Source organism: Kitasatospora sp. NPDC057223 (assembly GCF_042669755.1).
In the GTDB taxonomy this organism is placed as follows: domain Bacteria; phylum Actinomycetota; class Actinomycetes; order Streptomycetales; family Streptomycetaceae; genus Kitasatospora.
On the sequence record NZ_JBHUWW010000050.1, the window covers coordinates 1 to 24,616 of the forward strand.

At 74.1% G+C, this 24,616-nt stretch carries 20 protein-coding genes and 1 pseudogene; 5 read left to right on the top strand and 16 right to left on the bottom strand.

Annotated elements, in window-relative coordinates:
* Positions 1–56 precede the first annotated feature (56 nt).
* The 5 genes from ACFUK0_RS19035 to ACFUK0_RS19055 all read right to left on the bottom strand — a co-directional run bounded on the left by ACFUK0_RS19035 (position 57) and on the right by ACFUK0_RS19055 (position 7,043).
* On the bottom strand, positions 57–2,183 hold the full coding sequence (locus ACFUK0_RS19035; RefSeq protein WP_380251600.1) for a 3-hydroxyacyl-CoA dehydrogenase NAD-binding domain-containing protein: 2,127 nt from the start codon (positions 2,181–2,183) through the stop codon (positions 57–59).
* A gap of 2 nt (positions 2,184–2,185) precedes the next feature.
* A complete protein-coding gene (locus ACFUK0_RS19040; RefSeq protein ID WP_380251602.1) occupies positions 2,186–3,403 on the bottom strand; it encodes a thiolase family protein in 1,218 nt (405 codons plus the stop codon).
* 236 nt (positions 3,404–3,639) lie between these two features.
* A complete protein-coding gene (locus ACFUK0_RS19045) occupies positions 3,640–4,926 on the bottom strand; it encodes a ribonuclease D (protein WP_380251604.1) in 1,287 nt (428 codons plus the stop codon).
* A gap of 428 nt (positions 4,927–5,354) precedes the next feature.
* Positions 5,355–6,071, bottom strand: coding sequence for a LuxR C-terminal-related transcriptional regulator (locus ACFUK0_RS19050; RefSeq protein WP_380251606.1), 717 nt, complete (start codon positions 6,069–6,071; stop codon positions 5,355–5,357).
* Positions 6,072–6,392: 321 nt separating this feature from the next.
* Entirely contained in the window at positions 6,393–7,043 is a 651-nt protein-coding gene (locus ACFUK0_RS19055; RefSeq protein WP_380251608.1) for a DUF3000 domain-containing protein, read from the bottom strand.
* Between the two features lie 146 nt (positions 7,044–7,189).
* Here ACFUK0_RS19055 and hemE point away from each other — a divergent pair, with 146 nt between their 5' ends.
* Positions 7,190–8,278 carry a uroporphyrinogen decarboxylase gene (gene hemE, locus ACFUK0_RS19060; protein WP_380251610.1) on the top strand — a complete coding sequence of 363 codons (1,089 nt, stop codon included), beginning with the start codon at positions 7,190–7,192 and terminating at the stop codon, positions 8,276–8,278.
* 62 nt (positions 8,279–8,340) lie between these two features.
* Here hemE and ACFUK0_RS19065 read toward each other — a convergent pair whose 3' ends face one another.
* From ACFUK0_RS19065 to ACFUK0_RS19095, 7 genes are all read right to left on the bottom strand, one after another.
* Positions 8,341–9,366: a DUF4349 domain-containing protein gene (locus ACFUK0_RS19065; RefSeq protein ID WP_380251612.1), complete on the bottom strand. Its 1,026-nt coding sequence runs from the start codon at positions 9,364–9,366 to the stop codon at positions 8,341–8,343.
* A gap of 212 nt (positions 9,367–9,578) precedes the next feature.
* Complete coding sequence (locus ACFUK0_RS19070) at positions 9,579–12,287, bottom strand: fumarate reductase/succinate dehydrogenase flavoprotein subunit (protein WP_380251614.1); 2,709 nt, start codon at positions 12,285–12,287, stop codon at positions 9,579–9,581.
* 13 nt (positions 12,288–12,300) lie between these two features.
* Positions 12,301–13,038 (bottom strand): ABC transporter ATP-binding protein, encoded by a 738-nt coding sequence (locus ACFUK0_RS19075; protein WP_380251616.1) that lies wholly within the window; start codon positions 13,036–13,038, stop codon positions 12,301–12,303.
* Positions 13,035–13,814: an ABC transporter permease gene (locus ACFUK0_RS19080; protein ID WP_380251687.1), complete on the bottom strand. Its 780-nt coding sequence runs from the start codon at positions 13,812–13,814 to the stop codon at positions 13,035–13,037. The genes ACFUK0_RS19075 and ACFUK0_RS19080 overlap by 4 nt, the downstream gene beginning before the upstream one ends.
* Before the next feature lie 71 nt (positions 13,815–13,885).
* On the bottom strand, positions 13,886–15,274 hold the full coding sequence (locus ACFUK0_RS19085; protein ID WP_380251617.1) for an ABC transporter substrate-binding protein: 1,389 nt from the start codon (positions 15,272–15,274) through the stop codon (positions 13,886–13,888).
* Between the two features lie 14 nt (positions 15,275–15,288).
* The gene (locus ACFUK0_RS19090) at positions 15,289–15,516 is read right to left on the bottom strand and encodes a ferredoxin family protein (protein WP_371479140.1); all 228 of its coding nucleotides are present in this window, start codon (positions 15,514–15,516) and stop codon (positions 15,289–15,291) included.
* 63 nt (positions 15,517–15,579) lie between these two features.
* Positions 15,580–16,344, bottom strand: a complete 765-nt coding sequence (locus ACFUK0_RS19095; protein ID WP_380251618.1) for a GntR family transcriptional regulator — start codon at positions 16,342–16,344, stop codon at positions 15,580–15,582.
* A gap of 265 nt (positions 16,345–16,609) precedes the next feature.
* On the opposite strand from ACFUK0_RS19095, the gene ACFUK0_RS19100 reads away from it, so the two are divergent.
* Genes ACFUK0_RS19100 through hemQ form a run of 4 tightly spaced genes read left to right on the top strand, consistent with a single transcriptional unit; the run spans position 16,610 to position 20,098 of the window.
* Entirely contained in the window at positions 16,610–17,320 is a 711-nt protein-coding gene (locus ACFUK0_RS19100) for a YoaK family protein (protein WP_380251620.1), read from the top strand.
* A gap of 9 nt (positions 17,321–17,329) precedes the next feature.
* Positions 17,330–17,917, top strand: a complete 588-nt coding sequence (locus ACFUK0_RS19105) for a Uma2 family endonuclease (protein WP_380251622.1) — start codon at positions 17,330–17,332, stop codon at positions 17,915–17,917.
* 34 nt (positions 17,918–17,951) lie between these two features.
* Positions 17,952–19,385 (top strand): protoporphyrinogen oxidase, encoded by a 1,434-nt coding sequence (hemG, locus tag ACFUK0_RS19110; protein ID WP_380251624.1) that lies wholly within the window; start codon positions 17,952–17,954, stop codon positions 19,383–19,385.
* Positions 19,382–20,098, top strand: coding sequence for a hydrogen peroxide-dependent heme synthase (hemQ, locus tag ACFUK0_RS19115; protein WP_380251626.1), 717 nt, complete (start codon positions 19,382–19,384; stop codon positions 20,096–20,098). Before hemG ends, hemQ begins: the two co-directional genes overlap by 4 nt.
* 46 nt (positions 20,099–20,144) lie before the next feature.
* On the opposite strand, the gene ACFUK0_RS19120 is transcribed toward hemQ, so the two are convergent.
* The 4 genes and pseudogenes from ACFUK0_RS19120 to ACFUK0_RS19135 form a co-directional block, all read right to left on the bottom strand.
* On the bottom strand, positions 20,145–20,924 hold the full coding sequence (locus tag ACFUK0_RS19120; protein ID WP_380251628.1) for a TIGR04222 domain-containing membrane protein: 780 nt from the start codon (positions 20,922–20,924) through the stop codon (positions 20,145–20,147).
* A gap of 86 nt (positions 20,925–21,010) precedes the next feature.
* On the bottom strand, positions 21,011–21,976 hold the full coding sequence (locus ACFUK0_RS19125) for a protocatechuate dioxygenase (RefSeq protein WP_380251630.1): 966 nt from the start codon (positions 21,974–21,976) through the stop codon (positions 21,011–21,013).
* A gap of 75 nt (positions 21,977–22,051) precedes the next feature.
* Positions 22,052–23,086 (bottom strand): TIGR04222 domain-containing membrane protein, encoded by a 1,035-nt coding sequence (locus tag ACFUK0_RS19130; RefSeq protein WP_380251632.1) that lies wholly within the window; start codon positions 23,084–23,086, stop codon positions 22,052–22,054.
* A gap of 62 nt (positions 23,087–23,148) precedes the next feature.
* A pseudogene (locus ACFUK0_RS19135) lies at positions 23,149–24,448 on the bottom strand (DUF692 domain-containing protein).
* Positions 24,449–24,616: the final 168 nt, after the last annotated feature.

The following is a 24,616-nucleotide window of genomic DNA, read 5'->3' on the forward strand; positions in this document are numbered from 1 at the left end:
AGTCCACCTTCATCGAGGGCCTGGGTCACCGGCGCTCCGCCGCGAGCTGTCCGGTCTCAGGCCGGGACGGAGGCCACGCCCTGGGCGAGGAACGGCTTGCCGTTCACCCGCTCGGAGATGCCCTCACGGTCCAGGTACGGGGTGATCCCGCCCAGGTGGAAGGGCCAGCCCGCGCCGGTGATCATGCACAGGTCGATGTCCTGCGCCTCGCCGACGACACCCTCGTCGAGCATCAGGCCGATCTCCTGCGCCACGGCCTCCAGGGAGCGGGCGAGGACCTGCTCCTCGGTCAGCACGGTGTCGCCGAGGGTCAGCAGGGCCAGCACCTCGGGGTCGAGGACCTGCTGGCCGTCCTGCCAGACGTAGAAGCCGCGCTTGCCGGCCTTGACGACCTCGCCGAGGTTCGCGGAGACGGCGAAGCGCTCCGGGAAGGCCCCGTGCAGGGTCTCCGAGACGTGCTGGGCGATGGCCGGGCCGACCAGCTCCAGCAGGACGATGGGGGACATCGGCAGGCCGAGCGGCTCGACGCCCTTCTCGACGGTCGCGATCGGGGTGCCCTCGTCGATGATGCTCTGGATCTCGCCCATGAAGCGGGTCAGGACCCGGTTCACGACGAACGCCGGGGCGTCCTTGACCAGGACGGCGGTCTTCTTCAGCTTCCGCGAGACGCCGAAGGCGGTCGCCAGCGACGCCTCGTCGGTCTGCTCGCCGCGGACGATCTCCAGCAGCGGGAGGATCGCGACCGGGTTGAAGAAGTGGAAGCCGACGACCCGCTCGGGGTGCTTCAGCTTCGACGCCATCTCGGAGACCGAGAGGGAGGAGGTGTTGGTCGCCAGCACGCAGGTCGGCGAGACCACGGCCTCCAGGTCGGCGAAGACGGCCTGCTTGACGCCCATCTCCTCGAACACGGCCTCGATCACGAAGTCCGCGTCGCCGAAGGCCGCGGCCTTGTCGAGCGAGCCGGTGACCAGGCCCTTGAGGCGGTTGGCCTTGTCGTTGCCGATCCGGCCCTTGCCGAGCAGCTTGTCGATCTCGGCGTGGACGTAGCCGACGCCCTTGTCGACGCGTGCCTGGTCGATGTCGGTGAGGACCACCGGCACCTCCAGGCGGCGGGCGAAGAGCAGCGCCAGCTGGGAGGCCATCAGGCCCGCGCCGACGACGCCGACCTTGGTGACCGGGCGGGCCAGCGCCTTGTCCGGGGCGCCGAAGGGGCGCTTGGCCCGGCGCTGCACCAGGTTGAAGGCGTACAGGCCCGCACGCAGCTCGCCGCTCATGATGAGGTCGGCCAGCGCCGTGTCCTCGGCGTCGAAGCCGGCCTGCAGGTCCTGGTCCTTGACCTGGGCGATGATGTCCAGCGCCTTGTAGGCGGCCGGAGCGGCGCCGTGCACCTTGCTGTCGGCGATCAGGCGGCCCCAGGCGACGGCGTCGTCCCAGGCCTTGCCCCGGTCGATCTCCTCGCGCTCGACGGCGGTCGCGCCGGTGAGGACCTTGGCGCTCCAGAGCAGCGACTGCTCCAGGAAGTCGGCCGGCTCGAAGATCGCGTCCGCGATGCCGAGCTCGAAGACGTCCTGGCCGCGCAGCTGCTTGTTCTGGCTCATCGAGTTCTCGATGATGACCTTGATCGCCTTGGACGGGCCGATCAGGTTCGGCAGGATGGTGCAGCCGCCCCAGCCGGGGACGAGGCCGAGGAAGACCTCGGGCAGCGAGAACGCCGGGACGCCCGTGCTGACCGTCCGGTAGTCGGCGTGCAGGCCGACCTCGACGCCGCCGCCCATCGCCGCGCCGTTGTAGTAGGCGAAGGTGGGAACGGGCAGGGCGGCGATCCGCTTGAAGACGTCGTGGCCGCCCTTGCCGATGGCCAGCGCGTCACTGTGCTCCTTCAGCACCTCGACGCCCTTGAGGTCGGCGCCGACCGCGAAGATGAACGGCTTGCCGGTGATGGCGGCCGCGACGATCTGACCGGCGGCGGCCTCGGCCTCGACCTGGTCCAGCGCCTCGGACAGCTTGGCCAGCGAACCGGGGCCGAAGGTGGTCGGCTTGGTGTGGTCGAAGCCGTTGTCCAGGGTGATCAGGGCCAGCCGGCCGGCCTGCAGCGGCAGGTCCAGGTGCCGTACGTGCGCCGAGGTGACGACCTCGCCGGGGAACAGCTCGGCGGCGCGCTTCAGCAGCTCAGTGGTGCTCATGGTCACTTACCACCCTCGAAGTGCGGGTTCTCCCAGATGACGGTCCCGCCCATGCCGAAGCCGATGCACATGGTGGTCAGGCCGTACCGGACGTCGGGGCGCTGCTCGAAGCGGCGGGCCAGCTGGTTCATCAGGCGCACGCCCGAGGAGGCCAGCGGGTGGCCGAAGGCGATCGCGCCGCCGAACGGGTTGACCCGCTCGTCGTCGTCCGCGATGCCGTAGTGGTCCAGGAAGGCCAGCACCTGCACGGCGAAGGCCTCGTTGACCTCGAAGGCCTGGATGTCGTCGATCGTCAGGCCGGCCTTGGCCAGCGCCTTCTCGGTCGCCGGCACCGGGCCGATGCCCATCACCTCGGGCTCGACGCCGGCGAAGGCGTACGAGACCAGGCGCATCTTGACGGGCAGGCCCAGCTCCTCGGCCACGTCCTCGGCGGCGAGCAGCGAGGCGGTGGCGCCGTCGTTCAGACCGGCCGAGTTGCCCGCGGTGATGTTGCCGTGCGGGCGGAACGGGGTCTTCAGGCCGGCCAGGGACTCCATCGAGGTGCCCGGGCGCATCGGCTCGTCCGTGGTCGCCAGGCCCCAGCCGGTCTCGCCGGCGTCGGGGTTGCTGTTGCGGACCGAGACCGGCACCAGGTCGGGCTGGATGTCGCCGTTGGCGTACGCCTTGGCGGCCTTCTCCTGGGAGCGGACCGCGTAGGCGTCGCAGCGCTCCTTGGTGAGGTGCGGGAAGCGGTCGTGCAGGTTCTCCGCCGTCATGCCCATGAACAGGGCCGACTCGTCGACGAGCTTCTCGGAGACGAAGCGCGGGTTCGGGTCGACGCCCTCGCCCATCGGGTGACGGCCCATGTGCTCGACGCCGCCGGCGACGACGATGTCGTACGCGCCGAAGGCGATGCCGCCCGCGGTGGCGGTGACGGCGGTCAGCGCGCCGGCGCACATCCGGTCGATCGAGTAGCCCGGGACGGACTTCGGCAGACCGGACAGCAGTGCGGCGGTACGGCCGATGGTCAGGCCCTGGTCGCCGATCTGCGTGGTGGCCGCGATCGCGACCTCGTCGATGCGCTCGACGGGCAGGTTCGGGTTACGACGCACGAGCTCCCGGATGCACTTGACGACCAGGTCGTCGGCTCGCGTCTCGTGGTAGATGCCCTTCGGGCCTGCCTTGCCGAACGGGGTGCGGACGCCATCGACAAAGACGACGTCCCTCGCGGTACGAGGCACGGGGGCTCTCCTCCCAGGGACCAACGGATGAAGTGGGCAGGCCGCCACCGGCAAGGGCGAGCAGCGCTGCTACACCGCCATGCTACCCGCCGGTAACTAACTTGCCCAGGCCCGGTGCCCCGATCCGGAGGTGTGTCCCGCGCCACGTCCCGCGCCGGGCCGCTCCCGGCCGCCCCCGGGAACGACGGAGGGGACGCCTTCCGGCGTCCCCTCCGTCCTTGCTCAGCCCCGCCCGCTCACTCCGCGGCCGGCTCCGTGACCGGCTCCGTGACCGGCTCGGCCGCCGGCTGGGTGGCGGCCTTCACGAAGGCCGCGGCCAGCGCCGGAGCCACCAGGCCGACCTGCCACTGCCGGGCACCCAGCCCGCGCAGCGCGGTCGCCACGGCCTCGGCGGTGGGAGCCGCCGGCGGCTCCCAGGAGACCCGGCGCACCAGGTCGGGGGTGATCAGGTTCTCCGGCGGCATGCTGTGCTTCTCGGCCAGCTCGCTCACCGCGGCCCGCGCCGCCGACAGCCGGGCGGCCGCGACCGGGTCCTTCTCCGCCCAGGCGCGCGGCGGCGGCGGCCCCTCGTGCGGTGCGGACGGCGGCGGCAGCTGCGCCTCCGGGATCTCCCGGGCCCGCTGCACCGCGGCCAGCCACTGCTCCAGCTGCCGGCGGTGAACCCGCGGCCCGAAGCCCTGGACGGCCTGCAGGGCGGCCAGGTTGAGCGGGACGGCCAGCGCGGCGTTCACGATCGCGGCGTCCGACAGCACCCGGCCCGGGGAGACGTCGCGGTCCTGCGCCATCCTGTCCCGGGCCAGCCACAGCTCCCGTACGACGGCGAGCTGGCGCCGTCTGCGGATCTTGTGCAGCTGCGAGGTACGGCGCCACGGGTCGACCCGGGGGGCCGGCTTCGGGGCGTTGGCGATCGCGGCGAACTCCTCCAGGGCCCAGTCGAGCTTGCCCTGGGCGTCCAGCTCCTGTTCGAGTGCGTCCCGCAGCTCGACCAGCACCTCGACGTCCAGGGCGGCGTAGCGCAGCCACGGCTCGGGCAGGGGGCGGGTCGACCAGTCGACCGCCGAGTGCTCCTTGGCCAGCGTCAGGCCGAGCACGTTCTCGGTCATCGGCCCCAGGCCCACCCGGGGGAACCCGGCGATCCGCCCGGCCAGCTCGGTGTCGAACAGGCGGCGGGGCTTCATCCCGACCTCGGCCAGGCACGGCAGGTCCTGCGTCGCCGCATGGACGACCCACTCGGTGTCGGCGAGGGCCTCGCCGAGCTCACTGAGATCCGGACAGGCGATCGGGTCGATCAGCGCGGTGCCGGAGCCGGCCCGCCGCAGCTGGATCAGGTACGCGCGCTGCCCGTAGCGGTAGCCGGAGGCCCGCTCGGCGTCGACGGCGACCGGCCCGGTTCCCGCCACGAACGCCGCGACGGTGGCGGCGAGGGCCTGCGCGTCCGTCACGACCGGGGGGATTCCCTCCCGCGGTTCGAGGAGCGGGACCGGGGCTGTCTCTTCTGGGATGGCTGCTACGGCATCGGTCACCCCCCAAGGGTACGACGGCACCCGGCGGCAGGAGTGTTGTCGGACTGGTCAGACCACGTTCACGGATATGCCACCGGTAAGCGGCGCACCACGTTCCGCGACGGACAACCCGAAGCCGATCACGGACAGCGACCCGCCACGACCACAGTGCAGTGGACCCGGCCGGTGCCCCCTGCCGTGACCCCGGCCCCGTCTAGCCCGCCACGACCACAGCGCAGTGACCCCGGCCCCCGTCGCGCCCGCCACGAGCCAAAGGCGCGCGCCGGTGCCGAAAGGGAAGGAGCGAGGAAGCGACCGAGGAACGAGGGAGCGCCGGAGCGATGACCGTCGGCGCCGGATCGAAGCGCGCCGGCGGCGAGTGGCGCCAATAAAAGGTGCAGCCCGGAGGAAACGTTCCTCCGGGCTGCTGCCGTGGTGGTGCGGGTGGGTCAGTGGATGATTCCGGTGCGCAGGGCGACCGCGACCATGCCGGCGCGGTCACCGGTGCCCAGCTTGCGGGCGATCCGGGCGAGGTGGCTCTTCACGGTGAGGGCCGAGAGGCCCATCGCGACGCCGATCGCCTTGTTGGACTGGCCTTCCGCCACCAGGCGGAGAACCTCGACCTCGCGGCCGGAGAGCTCCCGGTAGGCGGACTGCGGCGCTCCCGGCGCACCGGGGGCTCCCGGGGCACCGGGTGCACCGGTGGCTCCGGGGACGCCCGGCATGCCGGGGCGGCGCATGCGGCCGGCCAGGCCGCCGGCTCCGATCGGCATGCCGGGGCGGCCCGGCATGGCGATGTTGGTTCGGGTACCGGTGACCACGTAGCCCTTGACGCCGCCGGCAAGGGCGCTGCGGACCGCGCCGATGTCGTCGGCGGCGGAGAGCGCGAGGCCGTTGGGCCAGCCCGCTGCGCGGGTTTCGGCCAGGATGGTCAGCCCGGAACCGTCCGGGAGGTGGACGTCGGCGACGCAGATGTCGCGCGGCGTGGAGACCCGGGGGCGGGCTTCGGCGATCGAGGAGACCTCGATGACGTCACGGACGCCGAGCGCCCACAGGTGACGGGTGACGGTGTTTCGGACTCGGGGATCAGCGATGACCACCATGGCGGTGGGCTTCGTCGGACGGTAGGCGACCACGTTTGCGGGGTGCTCAAGAAGGACCGACACCAGGCCTCCTGCGGGGAGTGGCGGACGGAACCCCGATGGGGCGGTCGGAGTGTTCCGCGTTTGGAAAGGGTCACAGTCTGCTTCGGCAACAACCGTGCCCGGCTTTAGCGAAAGATCACGATTTAGTGAGTAACAATACGGACAAATCGCGCAGGTGAGTGATGCGACATGCCCTGGAATCGCACAAAATCGATCAGATCCGGGCGTGGCTCGGTCAGCCCTGGCGGGTGAATTGACGAGGAACGGAGTGGAAGTCACACTCCGTCAGCCCTGGGGGTGGCTTTGGGGCACGACGGGCCGCTCAGGGCCCGCCGTCACCCGTCAGTGCGAGCGCGGACGGCGCCGGGCGGGCATCGGGACCACTCCACCGAGTGACGGCGCGTCGGGTGCCGTCTGCGGGGAGGCAGGCACCGGCGGGAGGCCGGCGCTGATGCAGAGCAGGTCGGCCCAGGCGGCCAGGTGGCGTTCGAACCGGCCGTCGGCCGGCGTCCAGGACGCCCGGATCTCGATCTCGGTTGAGGACGGCCGGTCGGCCAGCGCGCCGAAGTACTGCGAGGCGCACCTGGTCACCGTGCCGCCCGCCTCCGCGTGCCCGGCGCCGTGCGCCTGCAGCGAGTCCAGCAGCCAGGCCCAGCCGACCTCGGTGAGCATCGGGTCGCCGGCCATCTCCGGCTCCAGCTCGGCCCGGGTCATCGTGACGATCCGGAAGTCGCCGTTCCAGGCCTCCTGGCCCGCCGGGTCGTGCAGCAGCACCAGTCGTCCGTCCGACAGCTCCTCGCCGTCCACCTCGACCGAGGCGGTCAGCGCGAACGCGTACGGGGCGAGTCTGCGCGGCGCGGGGGCAGGGGAGAGCTCCACCTCGGGGCGAAGCCTCGCCCCCGTCAGCGCCTCGACCGCATCGCGGAACTCGATCGGCGCCGACTCCTTGCCCGTTCCTCCACCTTGTGCGGGGTGCCCGCCGACCGCTGCCATGCCCCGAAGACTAGGTCGGACGGCGCCGCAATTCCCGTAACTTCCGTTTGTGCGGCGTGCCGAGGCCCGTTCCGGAGCCAATGTTGGAGCTTCGTACCAACCGGGGGCGCGAAGGCGGGCCCGGGGCGCGTGCGAAGATTTGGACCGTGAGCGAGACAACGGCAGACACCACCGGTCAGCAGCCCCCCGTGCGCCGCGGCGCCGCGTACGACTCCGCGTTCCTGCGCGCCTGCCGGCACGAGCCGGTGCCGCACACGCCGGTGTGGTTCATGCGCCAGGCCGGGCGCTCGCTGCCCGAGTACCTGAAGGTCCGCGAGGGCATCCCCATGCTGGAGTCCTGCATGCGGCCCGAGCTGGTCAAGGAGATCACCCTCCAGCCGGTGCGCCGCCACGGCGTGGACGCGGCGATCTTCTTCAGCGACATCGTGGTGCCGCTCAAGGCGATCGGCATCGACGTCGACATCAAGCCCGGCATCGGCCCGGTCATCGCCGACCCGATCCGTACCGCCGAGGACCTCAAGCGGCTGCGGACCCTGGAGCCCGACGACGTCCCCTACATCACCGAGGCGGTCGGCCTGCTCGTCGACGAGCTGGGTTCCACGCCGCTGATCGGCTTCGCCGGCGCCCCGTACACGCTGGCCAGCTACCTGGTCGAGGGCGGGCCGTCGAAGAACCACGAGAACACCAAGGCCATGATGTACGGCCAGCCGGAGCTGTGGGCCGAGCTGGTCGACCGCCTCGCCGACATCACCTCCGCCTTCCTGAAGGTCCAGATCGAGGCGGGCGCCTCGGCCGTGCAGCTCTTCGACTCCTGGGTGGGCGCGCTCGCCCCGGACGACTACCGCCGCTCCGTCATGCCGTCCAGCACCAAGGTGTTCGACGCGGTGGCCGGGTACGGCGTGCCGCGGATCCACTTCGGGGTCGGCACCGGCGAGCTGCTCGGGCTGATGGGCCAGGCCGGCGCCGACGTGGTCGGCGTCGACTGGCGGGTGCCGCTGAACGTCGCCGCCGAGCGGGTCGGCCCCGGCAAGGCCCTCCAGGGCAACCTCGACCCGGCGGTGCTCTTCGCGCCGACCCACGCCGTCGAGACCAAGGCCCGCGAGGTGCTGCACGCGGCCCAGGCGATCGGCAGCAGCGGCCACATCTTCAACCTCGGCCACGGCGTGCTGCCCAGCATGGACCCGGACGCGCTCAGCCGCCTGGTCGCCTTCGTGCACGAGGCCAGCGCGCGCTGACCGAGCCGGGTGGCGGGCCCTCGCGGCCCGCCACCCGTGCCCGGCTGCGCCCTGCCGGTGCCCTACTGCTCGTCCGGCCCGTCGTGCGGGGCCGTCCACGGGTCCGAGGCCTCGGCCGGGGCCGGGCGGGACGCCTTGCGGGCCGCGCCGCGCCGGTTCACGAACCAGATCATCCAGCCCAGCGGGCCGAGCACCAGCAGGAACGGCGAGACGGCCGCCAGCGCGACCAGCAGACCCTTCACGATCGCGCCGAGCACGTGCCAGCCGCCGCCCAGCGCGGAGCCGACCGAGGCCCAGAACCCGTCCTTCTTCTCCGCCACCGGCAGCGGGGCCGCCGTCTCACGCTGCAGGTTGAGCGTGATGGTGGAGAGCGACGTCCGCGAGACCAGCTCCTGCTGCTGCCGCTGGAGCGACTCCAGATCGGCCTGCCGACGGCTCAGCTCGCTCTCCAGCGACACGATGTCGGACAGTGACCGCGCCTCCGACATCAGCGCCCGGACGCGCTCCACGCTGGCCTGCTGGCTCTGCAGCCGGCTCGCCACGTCGACGGCCTGCTGGGTGAGGTCGTCCGCCTGGCTGCTGCGGGACAGCACCTGCCCGAGCCCGGCGAGCCCGTCCAGGACCTGCTGGTAGGAGGAGGAGGGCACCTTCAGGACGATCTGGCCGGTCATCGCGTGACCGTCGGCGTCCCCGCCGGGCCGGCCCGAGCCGGCCGAGCCGCTCACCGTCTCCTTGCCGACGTAGCCGCCGGCGCCGGCCGTCAGGCTCCGGGCCTGCTGGGCCGCCTTCTCCACGTCGTCGGTCAGCAGGGCCAGCTGCGCGGTGTACGCGATCAGCCGGGTGTCGGCGGTGGCCACCGCCGAGGGCTGGGCGGGCGCGGCACCGGCACCGGCGCCCGAGCCGGGCACCGCGTTCTTCCCCGCGGCGCCCGGGTCCGCCTTCGGCGCCTGGGCGACGGCCGGGGCGGCCGCCGCGTCCTGCGACGACCTGGAGCCGCCGCCCTCCCCGCTGCACCCGCCGACCAGTAGCGCCGCCCCCAGCACCGCGGCCGCTGCCAGTACCCCCGGTCTGCGCCGTCCTGTTCCCATCGTCGTGCCCTCCCCGTGTCCGGTCTCCGAGCCCCCCGACCGGGGGCTCCGAACCATTCGACGGGCCCGGCGGCCCACGGGATCCGTCCGGGAGGTCGCGATGTGATCACGGGTCGGCGGCGGCCCGGACTCGGGGCGGCGCTATCGGCCGGAGTGCACCGAAATGCTCTCGCGGCGCGGCGCCCCTGCCCTCGGTCCGGCGGCGCGGGGCCTCACCCGACCGCCCGCAGGGCGAGCCTGGAGTACGCGCGGACGTCGGCGTCCGAGTCGGCGAGACGCTCGCGCAGCGCCCCGGCGACGGCCGGGTCGGCGGCCTGCGCGGCCAGTGCCCGGACGGCCGCCTTGCGGACGTCCATGTGCTCGTCGGCGAGTGCGGGGAGCAGGGCGGGGATGCCCGCCGGGCCGGTGGCGCCGAGCGCGGTGGCAGCGGCCCGGCGGACCTGCCAGGCGTCGTCCGGTACGGCCGCCAGGGCGGCCAGCGGCGGCGGGCACCCGATGCCGGCGGCGCCCTGGAACGCCGCGGCGCGCACCAGCGGGTCCGGGTCGGCGGCGAGCCGGACGAGGACGGGGGCCGCGGACCGGTCCCCGATCGTGCCGAGGCCCTCGCCGACCAGCACCCGGACTTCGCGGGAAGCGTCCTGGGCCGCCGCCGCCAGGGCGCCGGCCGCGTCCAGCGAGACCAGCCCGCGGACGGCCTGCAGCCGGACGGGCGTCTCGGGGTCGGCCAGCGCGGCGGCGAACAGGCCCGCCGAGCCGGTGTGCAGGGCGCGGGCGACGTCCAGCGCGCCGGCCCGGACGCCGGGGTCGGGGGAGCCGGCGGCGAGCCGCAGCGGGTCTGCGAGCGCGGGGCCGTCCAAGACCTCGACGAGTTCGCGCAGCCCGGCGACGGCCGCCGCCCGGACGGAGGCGTCCGGGTCGCCCAGCGCGCGGGCCAGCTCGGAGCCGGTGCCGTCCGGGGCGGCCTCGGTGAGGACGGCGAGGGCGGTGCGGCGGACGTCCGCGGCCGGGTCGTCGAGGTAGGGGAGCAGCTGCTCCAGGGTGGGCTGCTCCTCGGCGAGCCGGAGCAGGCCCAGCAGCCGGGGGGAGGAGGGGGCGGCGCCGGGGGCGGCGCTCGCCCGCGCACCGGTCGCGGCGGTGGCGCCGGTCCGTCCGACGGGCATCGCGTGCACCTCGCCGATGACGGTCACCGCCCCGCCGGCGGGCGGCTCCAGGCCCTCCACCGGGACGAGGTAGGGCGCCACCGGCCGGGTCAGGAACTCCATCGCCCCGTCCGCGTTCCGGCGGACGTTGAGGTGGCTGAACCAGCGCTCGTCGTCCTTGCCGGGGTGGTCGATCCGCTCGTGGTAGAGGCCCCAGCGGCTCTCGGTGCGGGCGAGCGAGGAGCGGGCGGCGAGCTCGGCGCAGTCCCGGATGAAGTCGACCTCGACGCAGCGCATCAGCTCGTGCGGGGTGCGCCCGCCCATGCCGGCGATCTCGCCGCGCATCCGCTCGAAGTGCTCCAGGGCGACGGAGAGCCGCGACCCGGTCTTCGGCGGGGCGACGTAGTCGTTGACGAAGCGGCGCAGCTTGTACTCGACCTGCGGCTGCGGCGGCCCGTCGGGGTTGCGCAGCGGGCGGTAGACCAGCTCGTGCGCCTCCTTGACCTGGTCCTCGGGCAGTTCGGGCCGGTCGGCGGGCAGGTGGGCGGTGGCGTGGGTGCCGGCCAGGTCGCCGAACACGAACGCGCCGATCATGTAGTTGTGCGGGACGCAGGCCAGGTCGCCGGCCGCGTACAGGCCGGGCACGGTGGTGGCGGCGTTCTCGTCCACCCAGACGCCGGAGGCGGAGTGCCCGCCGCAGAGGCCGATCTCGGAGATGTGCATCTCCACGTCGTGGGTGCGGTAGTCGTGGCCGCGCCCGGCGTGGAAGGTGCCCCGGCTGGGGCGTTCGGTGGTGTGCAGGATCGACTCCAGCGCCTGCACGGACTCCTCCGGCAGGTGGGTGGTCCGCAGGTACACCGGCCCCCGGTCGGACTCCAGTTCGGCGGCGAACTCGGCCATCATCTGGCCCGACCAGTAGTCCGAGTCGACGAACCGCTCGCCGTGCCGGTTGACCTGGTAGCTGCCGAACGGATTGGCGACGTAGGCGCAGGCAGGCCCGTTGTAGTCCTTCATCAGCGGGTTGATCTGGAAGCACTCGATGCCGCTCAGCTCGGCGCCCGCGTGGTACGCCATCGCGTAGCCGTCCCCGGCGTTCGTCGGGTTCTCGTAGGTGCCGTAGAGGTAGCCGCTGGCGGGCAGGCCGAGCCGTCCGCAGGGGCCGGTGGCGAGGATCACCGCGCCGGCCGAGACGGTGACGAACTCGCCGCTGCGGGTGTCGAACCCGGCCGCGCCGACCGCCCGGCCGCCGGCGGTGAGGACCCGGACGGGCATCACCCGGTTCTCGATGGTGATCCGCTCGCGCATCTCGCGCCGGCGCAGCACCCGGTACAGCACCTTCTTGACGTCCTTGCCCTCCGGCATCGGCAGCACGTAGCTGCCGGAGCGGTGCACCTGGCGGACCTGGTACTCGCCGTACTCGTCCTTCTCGAACTTCACGCCGTACTTCTCCAGCCGCTGCACCATCGCGAAGCCGCGGGTGGCGGTCTGCCGGACGGTGCGCTGGTCGACGATGCCGTCGTTGGCGCGGGTGATCTCGGCGACGTAGTCGTCCGGTTCGGCGCGGCCGGGGACGACGGCGTTGTTCACGCCGTCCATCCCCATCGCGAGCGCACCGGAGTGGCGCACGTGCGCCTTCTCCAGCAGCAGCACGTTCGCGCCCTGCTCGGCGGCGCTGAGCGCGGCCATCGAGCCGGCCGTGCCGCCGCCGACCACCAGGACGTCAGAGGTCAGCCGGCGGGCCTCGGCGAGGTCGGGGATCCGCAGGGTCTCGGTGCTCGGCATGGCGTGCGGCCTCTCAGGACAGCCCGGCGAGGACGGCCTCGCGCAGGCGCAGTACGGCGGGATCGGTACGGGCGGCGCCGTCGCGCGGGCGCGGCACCTCGTGCAGGGCGGCGATCGCACCGCCGCCGAGCACTGCGACGCGGTCGCCGAGCAGCAGAGCCTCGTCCACGTCGTGGGTGACGAACACCACGGTGCAGCGCTGGCGCTCCCAGACGGTGAGCAGCAACTGCTGCATGGCGGAACGGTTCTGGGCGTCCAGGGCGCCGAACGGCTCGTCCATCAGGACGGCGCGCGGCGATCCGACCAGGGCGCGGGCGAGCTGCACGCGCTGGCGCTGGCCGCCGGACAACTGCCGCGGCAGCCGGTCGTGGTGGCCGTCCAGGCCGACCCGGGCCAGCCAGTCCGCGACCGGCCGGCTGCGCTCGGCGCGCGGCACCCGGCGGATCGCCAGCGGGAGTTCGACGTTGCGGCGCACGCTGCGCCAGGGCAGCAGGCCGTCCTCCTGGAAGACCAGCGCCCGGTCGGCGTGCGGGCCGGCCAACGGCTCGCCGTCGGCGAGGAGTTCACCGCCGGTGGGCGGCAGCAGGCCGGCCAGTGCGCGCAGCAGGGTGGACTTGCCGCAGCCGGACGCGCCGAGCACGGTCAGCACCTCGCCGGGCGCCACGTCCAGATCGACGCCGTGCAGCACGGGGTGCCCGGCGTGGCCGAGGCTGAGGTCGCGGGCGGTCAGCCGCAGGCCGGTGGTCGTCACAGCGCGCTCCCGGGTCGGGTCGGCAGCCACCGGGTGACGCGGCGGCCGAGGAGTTCGACGGCGGCCGAGGTCAGCCAGCCGAGCAGGCCGATGGTGGCCATCCCGACGAACACGCCGGGGTAGTCGAGCACGGTGTACGACTGCCAGGTGCGGTAGCCGACGCCGAACTGCCCGGAGACCATCTCGGCGGAGATCACACAGATCCAGGACACCCCGATGCCGACCGACAGCCCGCCGACCACCCCCGGCAGGGCGCCCGGCAGCACCACGCTCCACAGCACCCGCCACCGCCCGCCGCCCATCGTGCGCACGGCCTCCTCCCACAGCGGCGGCACCGCGCGCACCGCGTGCCGGGTGGAGACGGTGACGGGGAAGAACGCGGCGGCGAAGGTGATGAAGACGATGCCCTGCTCGTTGTCCGGGAAGAGCATGATCGCCACCGGGACGAGCGCGATCGCCGGGACGGGCCGGATCACCTCCAGCACCGGTCCGAGCAGGTCCGAGGCCCACCGCGAGCGGGCCGTCGCGACCCCGGCGGCGACGCCGAGGACGGCCGCCAGCAGGAAGCCGCTGCCGATCCGGCGCAGGCTGTCCGCCAGGTCCTGCCAGTACTGGTCGGTGCCCAGTTGCCGGCCGAACGCCTGCCAGACCTGGACGGCCGTCGGCAGGTGGTCGAACCGCACCCACAGCTGCACCTTCGCGGCGGTGAGCCACTGCCACAGCCCGGCGAACGCGAGCAGTGAGGCCGCCCGCAGCGCCCGCCGGCGCCAGCGCACCGGGCGGGGAGCGGTGGCCGGGGGCCGCGCCTGCGGCGGGGCGGCCGGCCGGGCGGTGTCCTGGACGGTGCTCACGACGCCGCCAGGGCTTCCTGGTAGCTCAGCTGCCGGGCACCCGGGTGTGCGGCCAGGTACGCCTTCACGCCGTCCTCGGTGGTGAAGGGCAGCAGTTCGGCGCCGTCCTGCGCCCAGAGGTCCTTGTCGGCGAACCAGCGGGTGCCGGTCGCGGCGTCCGGCACGTACGCCGCGCGGACCTTCTTGTCGCCGGCGGCCCTGACGGCCTTCAGCAGGCAGGCCGGGGTGGCGGCGGGCCGGGTGGCGTCCTCGCCGTCGAACCAGATCTCGCCGGCCTTCGCCGGATCGTCCACCGGCCGGCCGCAGACCGCGTCGGTGCCGGTGATCCGGGCCGGCGCGATGTCCGGCAGGGCAGCCTTCGCCAGGTAGGACGGGTCGACGAAGGTGTCGAGGTCCAGGGCCTTGAGCACGCCGACCGACTTCAGGAACGGGACGTCGTCGCGCAGCGCGGCCAGCAGCTCCGGCCGCAGCGGCAGCGCGAAGGTGGCGATGCCGTTCGGCCCGTTGTAGAGGTGCACGACCTCCGGCGCCAGGCCGGTCGCCTCCGCCACCTGCCGGGAGGCGGCCAGCGGCTGTTCGTTGAGGTAGCGGGTGGCGTCCGCCTGCGCCCGCAGGAACGCCTCGACCACCTCGGGGTGCGCGGCGCCGTACTTCTGCCGGACGACCACCCCGTGCAGGGTCGGGCGGCCGAGCGCCGCGCCGTCGTACAGCAGCCGGGCGCCGCCGCCGAACACCACCAGGCCGGGCCAGGCCACGAACTGCGCGAGCGCGTCCACGCTGCCGGCCTGCAGCGCCGAGGCGCCGATGGCGGGCTGCTGGTTCTGCTTGGAGATGTCGGAGTCCTGGACGCCCGCCTTGCGCAGCGCCTGGACGAGCGTGCCGTCGGCGGCCGAGCCGACCGAGGTGGAGACCTTCCTGCCCTTCAGGTCGGCGAGCGTGTGCGCGGGCGAGGCGTTCGGCACCACCACGCTGTTGAGCGCGCCCAGCTCGTTGTAACCGGTGATCGACACCAGCCGGGTGCCGGGCCCGCCGGCCTCCTGCGCCCGCGAGCCGTTGATCAGCAGCGGGTAGTCGCCCATCGAGCCGATGTCGGTCTTGTCCGCCAGCATCTGCGCCGTGATCGGGGCGCCCGAGTCGTAGTCCTGCCAACTGACCTTGTACGTCCGGCCGTTCTTCTTCCCCTCGGCGGCGAGCTGCTGCTCGAAGTAGCCGCGGGCCCGCAGCAGGGTACCGGCGGTGACGGTGTTGATCGTCTTCGACTGGTAGCCGACCACGACCTCGACGGCCGAGCCGGACGAGGCGTCGGCGGCGGAGCAGCCGGTGAGGCCGGCTAGCACGGCGGCGGCCAGCAGGGCCGGCGGCAGGGGTCTGGGCTTGCGGGACATGGCGGTTGAACTCCTCAGCGCAGCAGATAGGGCATGTTGACGGTGACCGCCCCGGTGGGGCAGCGGGCGGCGCACGGGCCGCAGTACCAGCACTCGTCGACGTGCATGTAGGCCTTGTCGGTGTCCGGGTCGATGGCCAGCGAGTCGAGCGGGCACATCTCCACGCAGAGCGTGCAGCCGTCGATACAGAGCGAGGCGTCGATGGTGACGGGCACGTCTGAGCGGTGGTCGGCGAGCGCCATGGGTGTCTCCGTGAGTCGGCTCGGGCCACGGTTTCGGGCCAGGGGAGTCGGGGGGTGAGGGGTTCAGAGCGCGGAGCGCAGCAGGCGGCCCTGCATGGTGATCCGGTCGCCGCGGAAGCGCACGTACTCCAGGTCGACCGGGCGGCCGTCCGCCAGCGTGGTCAGCCGCTCCAGCATCAGCAGGGCGCCGCCGCGCGGAACTTCGAGCACGGTCGCCGAGTGGGCGTCGGCGTTCACCGCCTCCAGCGTGATGTCGGCCCGGCCGAGCGGCTGGCCGGCGACCTCCTCGATCAGCCGGAACACGTCCTGGTGGACGAGGTCCTCGGCGTCCAGCGCGGCGCCGATGTCGGGCGCCAGGTAGGTGAGGTCCAGCGACAGCGGCAGCCCGTTCAGCCGGCGCAGCCGCTCGACGTACACGACGTCCGCGCCGTCCGGCAGCTCCAGGCGGCGGGCCACCGGGCCCGGCGCGCGGACCGGCCCGAACGCGCGTACCTCGTTGGTCACCTCGCCGTGCTCGTGCAGCGTCTCGGCGAGGCCCATCAGGCGGTCCAGCCCGTGCGGCACCTTGTCCGCCACCACCAGCGTCCCCGAGCCCGGCACCCTGCGCACCAGGCCCTCCGTCCGGAGCAGGTCCAGCGCGCCCCGGATGGTGTTCCGGGACTCCCCGAACTCCTCCGCCAGCACGTCCTCGTGCGGCAGCGGCCGGGGCCCGTACACCTCGCTCAGCACCTGCTGGCGCAGCACGTCCGCGACCTGCCGGGCCCGGTCCGCGCGCAGCCGCCGGGGCGGGCAGGCCCCGGTGGGGCGGGGCGGGTTCTCGGTGGTCATCGCGATGTCTCCGCTGCTCGGGGCTTCGGTGGGCCGGTGGTTCTCGCAGAACCATAGGGGCCTACCGGAGGGTTTTTCGTTGCCGCGGCATTACGCCACCTGACGCCCCGTCGGCAGCCCGCGCCAGCAGGGCCGCAGGCCCCGCCCCGGTCCGAACCGCCACGGACGGCGCAATGACGGCCCGCGCCCGGGGCCGGGCGCGAGAGTGGGCGCAGAGGTGGGCGCAGAGGGTGGGCGCAGTCGTACGCGAGGGGAGGACATGGTCGTGGGCCTGAGGCGCAGTGCCACGCTGGACGCCGTGCTGATCGTGCTGACCATGAGCACCGGCGTCATCGAGGCGGTCAGCCTGCTCGCCCTCGGCCACGTCTTCACCGCGATGATGACCGGCAACATGCTCTTCCTCGCCTTCGGGCTGGCCGGCGGACCGGGCCTCTCGGTGACGGCCTCCAGCGTCTCGCTGGCGGGCTTCGCCGCCGGCACCCTGGCGGGCAGCGCGCTGGAGACCCGGGTCGCGGCGCACCGCAGCCGCTGGTTCGTCACCGGCCTGGCGGCCGAGGGGGTGCTGCTCGGCGCGGCCGGGCTGGCCGCCGGCGGGATCGGCCCGATCGGCTCGCCGCTGTCCGGCCGGCACTACGGGGTGATCGCGCTCATCGCCCTGGCGATGGGCCTGCGCAGCGTCACCACCCTCCGGGCCAAGGTGGCCGAACTGCCCACCACCCTGACCACCCGCGCGCTCACCTCGCTGGTCGGCGACCTCGCCCCGGGGACGGCGGCCGGCCGCTCGGGCTCCCGGCCGCTGCGCGTCGCGGGCATCCTCGCGATGTTCGTCGGCGGGATCCTCGGCGCCTGGATGCTCACCGCCGGCTGGCGCCCGCAGATCCCGCTGCTGATCGCCGCCGCCGTGGCGCTGGCCGGGGCGGCCGCCTACAGCCGCGTGCCGCGCGTACACCCTCCGGAGCAGCGGCCGACTGGCTAGTCCGGGGGCATGAGCGCGCTGCCCGAGTGGATGCGACCGCCCCGCGAGGAGGGCTGGTTCGCGGAGGATCTCGACGGGCTGACGGAAGCACCCCGGCACACCGAACTGCTGCACGGCGCACTGGTCTTCCGGTTGATCCCCCGGACGGTCCTGCACAGCCGGATCGTGACGGCACTGACCGCCGCCCTGGCGGACCAGGCGCCCGTCGGCACGCTGGTGGAGCGTGAGATGACCATCCGGCTCGACGCCCGCAACCGTCCCGAGCCCGACCTGCTGGTCGCCACCGCCGATTTCGACCCGGACCGGACCTGGTTCGAACCTGCCACGGTCTCCCTGGTCGTCGAGGTCGTCTCCCCCGAGTCCGCGCACCGCGACCGCACCGTGAAGGTCCGCAAGTACGCCGAGGCCGGTATCGCGCACTACTGGCTGGTCGAGGAGGAGGGCGGCGTCCCGGTCGTGCACGTCTACGAACTCGACGCCGCCACCTCCTCCTACGCCCCCGCCGGAATCTTCCGCGGAAAGCTGGAGCGCCCCGTCCCCTTCCCGGTCACCCTCGACCTCGGCGGCCTCGTCCCCGCCCGGAAGCGTACGGATTGAGGGCTTTGCGCCCGGCTCTGCAAGACTGCGAGGCATGTCGCAACCTCATGTCGTCGTGATCGGCGGCGGTATCGCGGGCCTTGCCGCGGCCGCCTTCCTCAGTGGGGCGGCGGGTGGCGCCGCGAGAGCCTCGGTGACGCTGCTGGAGGGATCGGAGCGCCTCGGCGGGAAGCTGCGCGGAGGCGAGGTCGGCGGGGTCCGGGTCGACCTCGGCGCCGAGTCGATGCTCGCCCGCCGCCCGGAGGCCGTCGCGCTCGCCCGGGCCGTCGGGCTCGCCGACGCGCTGGAGCCGCCGGCCCCCGTCAAGGCCGCGATCTGGACCAGGGACGCGCTGCGCCCGCTGCCCGGCGGCCAGGTGATGGGCGTCCCCGGCGACCTCGACGCGCTGGCCGCCTCCGGCGTGCTGTCGCCCGAAGGCCTGGCCCGGGTCCGGGCGGAGGCCACCGCCCCGGACGCCGCCGGGGTCGGCGAGGACGTCGCCATCGGCGCGTACGTGGCCGCCCGGCTCGGCCGCGAGGTGGTCGACCGGCTGGTCGAGCCGCTGCTCGGCGGCGTCTACGCCGGCCACGCCGACGAGATCTCGCTGCGTGCCGCCGTCCCGCAGCTGCTGCCGCTGGCCCGCTCCGGCGAATCGCTGGTGGCCGGTGTGCACGCGCTGGCGACCCGCCCGCAGACCACCGCCACCCCGGTCTTCAACGGCCTGGACGGCGGCATCGGCACCCTCCCGGAGGCCGTCGCGGCCGCCTGCCGCAAGGCCGGGGCGGACCTGCGCACCGACACCCCGGTACGCGGGCTGCGCCGCACCGGCCTGGGCTGGCGCGTCGTCGTCGACGGCGAGGACCTGCACGCGGACGCGGTCGTCCTGGCCGTCCCCGCCCCCGAGGCCGCCCGCCTGCTGCGCGCCGACGCCCCCGGCGCGGCCGCCGAACTGGCCGCCGTCGAGTACGCCGGGATGGCGCTCGTCACGATGGCGTTCCGCCGCGCCGACCTCGGCGGGCCGCTCACCGGCAGCGGATTCCTGGTGCCGCCGGTCGACGGACGCAGCATCAAGGCCTCCACCTTCTCCTCCAACAAGTGGGGCTGGCTGGAGCGCTCCGCCCCCGACGCCTTCCTGCTGCGCACCTCGCTCGGCCGCCACCGCGAGGAGCAGGCCCTCGACCTGCCCGACGAGGAACTGGTCGCCCGTTCGCTGGCCGACCTGGCCGAGGCCGTCGGGCTGCGTGCGAAGCCCTACGACACCGCCGTCACCCGCTGGCGCGCCGGCCTGCCGCAGTACCCGGTCGGCCACCTCGACCGGGTGGCCCGGATCCGCGCGCAGGCCGACCGGGCCGGGGCGCTCGCGCTGTGCGGCGCCGCGTACGACGGGGTGGGCATCCCGGCGTGCATCGCGAGTGCGCGGACCGCCGTTGACAAGGTGTTGACCCCGGGCGCCGGGGCACCCGCGACAGAGGGGACAATGTCCGCATGACCGATACCGCTGAGCAGCAGCAGCCGGAGAAGAAGAAGGCCCGCGACCTCAACCAGGTGATCCGCTACACCCTGTGGTCGGTGTTCAAGCTCAAGGGCAACCTGCCCGAGGACCGCGCCACGCTCGCGGCCGAGGTCGACGAGCTGTTCGCGCAGCTGGCCGCGAAGGACGTCACGGTGCGCGGCACCTACGACGTGTCGGGCCTGCGCGCCGACGCCGACCTGATGATCTGGTGGCACGCGGAGGACTCGGACGACCTCCAGGAGGCGTACAACCGCTTCCGCCGCACCGCGCTCGGCCGCAGCCTGGAGCCGGTCTGGTCGAACATGGCGCTGCACCGCCCCGCGGAGTTCAACAAGTCGCACATCCCGGCGTTCCTCGCCGACGAGCAGCCGCGCGACTACATCTGCGTGTACCCGTTCGTCCGCTCCTACGAGTGGTACCTGCTGCCGGACGCCGAGCGGCGCGCGATGCTCTCCGAGCACGGCCAGATGGCCCGCGGCTACCCGGACGTCCGCGCCAACACGGTGGCCTCCTTCGCCCTCGGCGACTACGAGTGGCTGCTCGCCTTCGAGGCCGACGAACTGCACCGCATCGTCGACCTGATGCGCGACCTGCGCCCCTCGCGGGCCCGCCTGCACGTGCGCGAGGAGGTGCCGTTCTTCACCGGCCGCCGCAAGCCGGTCGCCGAGCTGCTGAACGGCCTCGCCTGACCCGGACGTTCCCGCGCGTGCCCCCACCGGGTGGGGGCACGCGCGGTCAGTGCCGCAGGGCCGCCCGCAGCCGGGCGTCCTGGACGGCGGCCGGGCCGACCATCGCCACGGCCGTCAGCAGCTCGCGCTCCCCGTCGGGCAGGTCCGCGGGGGAGCGCCGGCGCGGCAGGCGGACCTTGCGCAGCACCTCCTGGCCGGCCGGGGACGCCCAGCGGGTGTAGGGGTAGACGTCGACGCGGGCCATCAGCAGGGTGCCCGAGGTGAGGATCACCGGCAGGGCGAACCAGGCGAGGGCCGCCACCGCCTCCGCCTCGTCGGCGGAGCCCAGGGTGACCGCCCCGGTCAGCAGGACCACCGAGCAGAGCAGTGCCAGCCGGACGTGCCGTACCGCCGCCGCCGTGCTCTCCCGGACGAGGCCCGGGGTGGCCAGCCCGGCGAGCGACAGCCGGGCGCCGATCTCCAGCACGGTCGGGTGAGCGGCCATCACCTCGCGCAGTTCGCCCGTCCGGCACTGGCCGTCCGGGCCGGTCTCCGTCACCAGGGCCCGCTCCAGCCGGCTGCGGCCCTGCGGGTCGACCACGGTCGTCCACCCGGTGTGGGCCAGGTGCAGCCGGCCCCGGGAGGCCATCAGGACCAGGGCGAGGTCGACCACCCGGGTCGGGCCGCCCGCGAGGTACGCCATCTCGTACAGGCCGATGCCGACCGCCTCGGCCGGGCGCGGCCCGTCCACCCCGGCGAGCGCGTCCGCGGTGGCCGCGATCCGGACCAGCCGCAGGCAGGAGAGCACGGCGCCGACGCAGGCCGGGACGAGGAAGAGCAGCCACATGGGGCTGTTCTAACCCGTCCCGGCCACAGGTGGCCCGGTTCCGGGCCCGCGATACCGAACTGTGACCGGCCGGTGCCGCCGGACGGTCACTTGCCGTTGTGGTCCGGGTCGGCGCCGAAGGTGATGACGCCGAGATACCCGTCGCCGTCCTCGCTGACGGTCAGCAGCATGCCCGGCCGGTAGATGGAGTCGCCGTCGTTGAAGGTGTCGCGGCCGGTGTGCTTCGCGTAGGGGGCGTCGGCGAAGACGGCGGTGTTGAGCTTCTCGTCCATCATCATCTGGGTGGTCAGGGTGCGTTCGTTGTTGATGTGCACCATCGCGTGGACGTGGACCGTCCGCCCCCGGTACCAGCCGGGCCAGACCGTGGTGAACTGCACGATGCCGTCGCCGTTGGTGACCTGGGCGCCGCGCAGGTAGCGCTTGTCGTCGCTCGGCGTCAGGTCGGCGGCCCCGCCACCGGCCCCGCCACCGGCGCCCGGTGCGCCGGACGGTGCGCCCGACGGCGGGGTGCCGCCGGGGGCACCGGGTGCGCCGGACGGCGGTGCGCCGCCGGGCATCCCGCTGGGCATCCCGGACGGTGCGCCGCCCTCCGGCGGGGTGCCCCCGCCGCCCCCGCCGCCGCCCGTCGACAGCGACTCGGCGCCCGAGTACAGGCCGTCCGCGTCGCAGTGCCAGATCTCCACCACCGCGTTCGGGATCGCCGCACAGCTCTCGCTGTCCTGCACCCGGATCGCGAGCCGCAGCTGCCTGCCCGCCCGGTCCTCCCGGATGTCGCTGCGGATCTTGTCCGCGTCGAAGTAGTACGGGCCCTGCGTGGTCTCGGCCGTCAGGGTGCAGGTACCGGCGTTCGCGAACAGGGCGGTCAGGTCCCCGGTGGTGACGGCCTGCGGCGAGACACTGGCGCTCGCACCGGTGGTGGTGGTCGCCCGAGCGGCGCCGCCGGTCGTGCCGCCCTTGCCGCAGGCCGCGAGCAGCGCGCCCAGTCCGATGCTGCTGATACCGGCCAGCGCGGTCCGGCGGCTGACCCGCTGACCTTCGTGATCATGTCCCATACCGGCGAGCCTAGGAGCGCCCGATGAGGACGGCATGTGAGGCGGATGAGCATCCGCTCAGCGGCGGGGCGCCGGTCAGGAGCCGCAGCCCGACCCGCAGCTCGACCCGCAGCTGCTGGAGCTGGAGCCGCAGCTGCTCGACGAGGAGGACCCGCAGCTGCTGGAACCCGACCCGCAGCTCGACGACGACCCGCACCCGGACGACCCGCAGCCCGACCCGCTGCCGCCGCCGGAGCCCGAGTCGGAGAACCCGCACCAGCTCGCCGACGAGGAGGAGCAGCTCGACGCGCCGCCGTCACTGCCGGACGAGCCGCCCACACCCACCGGCGGCCGCGTCACCGAGGCGGCGAGCATCGCCTCCTGCAGCTCCTGGTCCGGCAGGCCGGAGCCGATCCCCTCCAGCGCGACCGCCCCGAGCAGCAGACTGCTCGCGATCCCCACGCCGTGCCGGGGCTTCCACGGACCGCCCTGCGTCATCAGCGAGAGCTGCCGCTTCCCCGCCGGGGTGATCCGGCCCTTGCGCACCCGGCTCACCAGCAGGAAGACCAGGCCCAGGGCGACCAGCCCGAGCGCCCCCGCGATCGACGGCCGGTCGGCCTCGGGCCGGTCGTGGGTCACGACGAGGCCCACGGCCGTGGAGACGACGACGGCGAGCATCGTCAGCCAGACCAGCCGGCGGGCGCGCCGGGCCCGGCGCAGCCGTCCGGGGTCGCGCATCAGCCCGTGGTCGGCGAGCCGGTTGCCGATCTGCTGGACGGCGTCCGACGTCATGGTCGTCCGGCGCAGGCCGACCAGGTCGCGCTGGCGCAGGTCGCCGGCCGCCGTGATCAGCGCCGCCTCGACGTCGTCGTAGGTCTTGCCGGCGGTGACGGTGACCAGTCCGCCGCGCGAGACGATCACCCGGCCCTCCTGGTGCATCCGCACCAGCACGGTGTCGACCACCCGGCCGGGGCCGCCGGCCAGGAAGGCCGCGTCCAGCAGTGGCAGGCCGCGCCCCGGCAGGCCCTTCGGGTTCGGTACGTGGCGGACCCGAAGGGCCGCCCGGATCGCGTACAGGCCGGCGGCGACCAGCAGCAGCGTGGCGATGGTGATGTACGTGGTGTGCCACATGGTGTCTTCCCCCGGTGGTGAGTGGTGCGGTCGGTCCTGGTGCGGCCCGCCGTGCGGGTGCGTCAGTCGTGGTCCGGGCGCAGGGCCCGGCGGAGCCGGTCCAGCGGGTGCGGCCGCCGTCGCTCCGGCGGCGGGGCGAGCCAGTCCCGCAGTGCGCGGCCGGCCGCGGGGCCGGGCCCGTCGGCGAGCGCCCACTGCGCGAAGGCCCGGGCGTCGGCGCGGTAGCCGCCGTCCTGCGGATGCTGTTGGGCGTACCGCAGGAAGGCGGGGCCGAACGCCGGCCCGAGCAGCAGCGGCAGTTCCGGGGCGACCCGGGCGACGGTGTCCCGCCGCTTGGCGGCCAGCCCGACCGCCTGGGCGCGCACCTGCGCCGGGTCGAAGCCGGCCGGCAGCGGCCCGCCCGCGACCAGCGCCGCCATCAGCGCGTGCTGGCGCTCGGCCAGCCCGGCCCGGGCCACCGTCAGCTCCGCGTCCTCGCCGGAGCCGGCGCGGGCGAGGTACTCCAGTCGCTCAGACATGCTGCGGCACCCCCTTCCGTACCTCGTGGTCCAGCACCCGGCGGATGGCGTCCAGTTCGCCGGCGAGTTCGGCGGGCGGCGGGAAGTTGCCGTCCCGCTCCAGCAGCACGCCGGGCGGCGCCACCCGGGAGCACAGTTCGGCGAGCACCTCCAGCACCGGCGCGGTGACGGGGTGCGCGTGCGTGTCGTGCCAGACCCCGTCGACCAGCCGGCCGCCCGCGACGTGCACGTACGCGATCGCCTCCAGCGGCAGGAGGTCCAGCTCGGCGGCCGGGTCGAGCCCGAGGTTGACCCGGTTGGTGTGCAGGTTGGCGACGTCGATCAGCAACCGGACGCCCGTCCGCTCGACCAGCTCCGCGAGGAACTGGCCCTCGGTCAGCTCGTCCTCGGGCCAGGCCAGCTGCGCCGCGATGTTCTCCAGCGCGAGCGGCACCGGCAGCTGCTCCTGCGCGATCCGGACGTTCTCGGCGATCACCCGCAGCGAGTCGCGCGACCGGGGCACCGGCAGCAGGTGCCCCGCCTCCAGGCCGCCCGCCCGGACGAACGCCAGGTGCTCGGTGACCAGCGGCGACTCCAGCGCCCCGGCGGCGTCCGCGAGCCGGGCCAGCCGGGCGGCGTCGGGCGGTGCGGCGCCGCCGACACCGAGCGAGACGCCGTGCGGGATCACGGTGACCCCGCGGCCGCGCAGGATTCGCAGCGATTCGGGCAGGTGGCCGGCGCAGATGTTCTCGGCGACGACCTCGACCCAGTCCAGGCCGGGCAGCCGCTCCACCACGGTGTCGATCTCGGTCCGCCAGCCGAGGCCGACGCCGAGCCGGGGCAGGTTCGTTGCAGGGGAGGTCATGGAGTGCGCCCCCTTCGGAGGGCTCGCGGTGACGGTGCCGGCAGGTGGCGAGAGGTGCTGAGAGGTGCCGGGCGGGACGCGGGCCTCGTTGCCCAGGCGGCCGCCGGTCGGTGTGGAGCGCGGTGAGCGGTACTGGTGGCCGCTCGTGCTGAGGATGTCCCCGGTGGG

Excerpts from the sequence above, each read along its gene's own strand:
- ACFUK0_RS19035 (WP_380251600.1), bottom strand. The coding sequence starts at position 2,183 with ATGAGCACCACTGAGCTGCTGAAGCGCGCCGCCGAGCTGTTCCCCGGC.
- ACFUK0_RS19055 (WP_380251608.1), bottom strand. The coding sequence starts at position 7,043 with ATGGCAGCGGTCGGCGGGCACCCCGCACAAGGTGGAGGAACGGGCAAG.
- ACFUK0_RS19065 (WP_380251612.1), bottom strand. The coding sequence starts at position 9,366 with ATGGGAACAGGACGGCGCAGACCGGGGGTACTGGCAGCGGCCGCGGTG.
- ACFUK0_RS19070 (WP_380251614.1), bottom strand. The coding sequence starts at position 12,287 with ATGCCGAGCACCGAGACCCTGCGGATCCCCGACCTCGCCGAGGCCCGC.
- ACFUK0_RS19085 (WP_380251617.1), bottom strand. The coding sequence starts at position 15,274 with ATGTCCCGCAAGCCCAGACCCCTGCCGCCGGCCCTGCTGGCCGCCGCC.
- ACFUK0_RS19090 (WP_371479140.1), bottom strand. The coding sequence starts at position 15,516 with ATGGCGCTCGCCGACCACCGCTCAGACGTGCCCGTCACCATCGACGCC.
- ACFUK0_RS19095 (WP_380251618.1), bottom strand. The coding sequence starts at position 16,344 with ATGACCACCGAGAACCCGCCCCGCCCCACCGGGGCCTGCCCGCCCCGG.
- ACFUK0_RS19105 (WP_380251622.1), top strand. The coding sequence starts at position 17,330 with ATGAGCGCGCTGCCCGAGTGGATGCGACCGCCCCGCGAGGAGGGCTGG.
- hemG (WP_380251624.1), top strand. The coding sequence starts at position 17,952 with ATGTCGCAACCTCATGTCGTCGTGATCGGCGGCGGTATCGCGGGCCTT.
- hemQ (WP_380251626.1), top strand. The coding sequence starts at position 19,382 with ATGACCGATACCGCTGAGCAGCAGCAGCCGGAGAAGAAGAAGGCCCGC.
- ACFUK0_RS19120 (WP_380251628.1), bottom strand. The coding sequence starts at position 20,924 with ATGTGGCTGCTCTTCCTCGTCCCGGCCTGCGTCGGCGCCGTGCTCTCC.
- ACFUK0_RS19125 (WP_380251630.1), bottom strand. The coding sequence starts at position 21,976 with ATGGGACATGATCACGAAGGTCAGCGGGTCAGCCGCCGGACCGCGCTG.
- ACFUK0_RS19130 (WP_380251632.1), bottom strand. The coding sequence starts at position 23,086 with ATGTGGCACACCACGTACATCACCATCGCCACGCTGCTGCTGGTCGCC.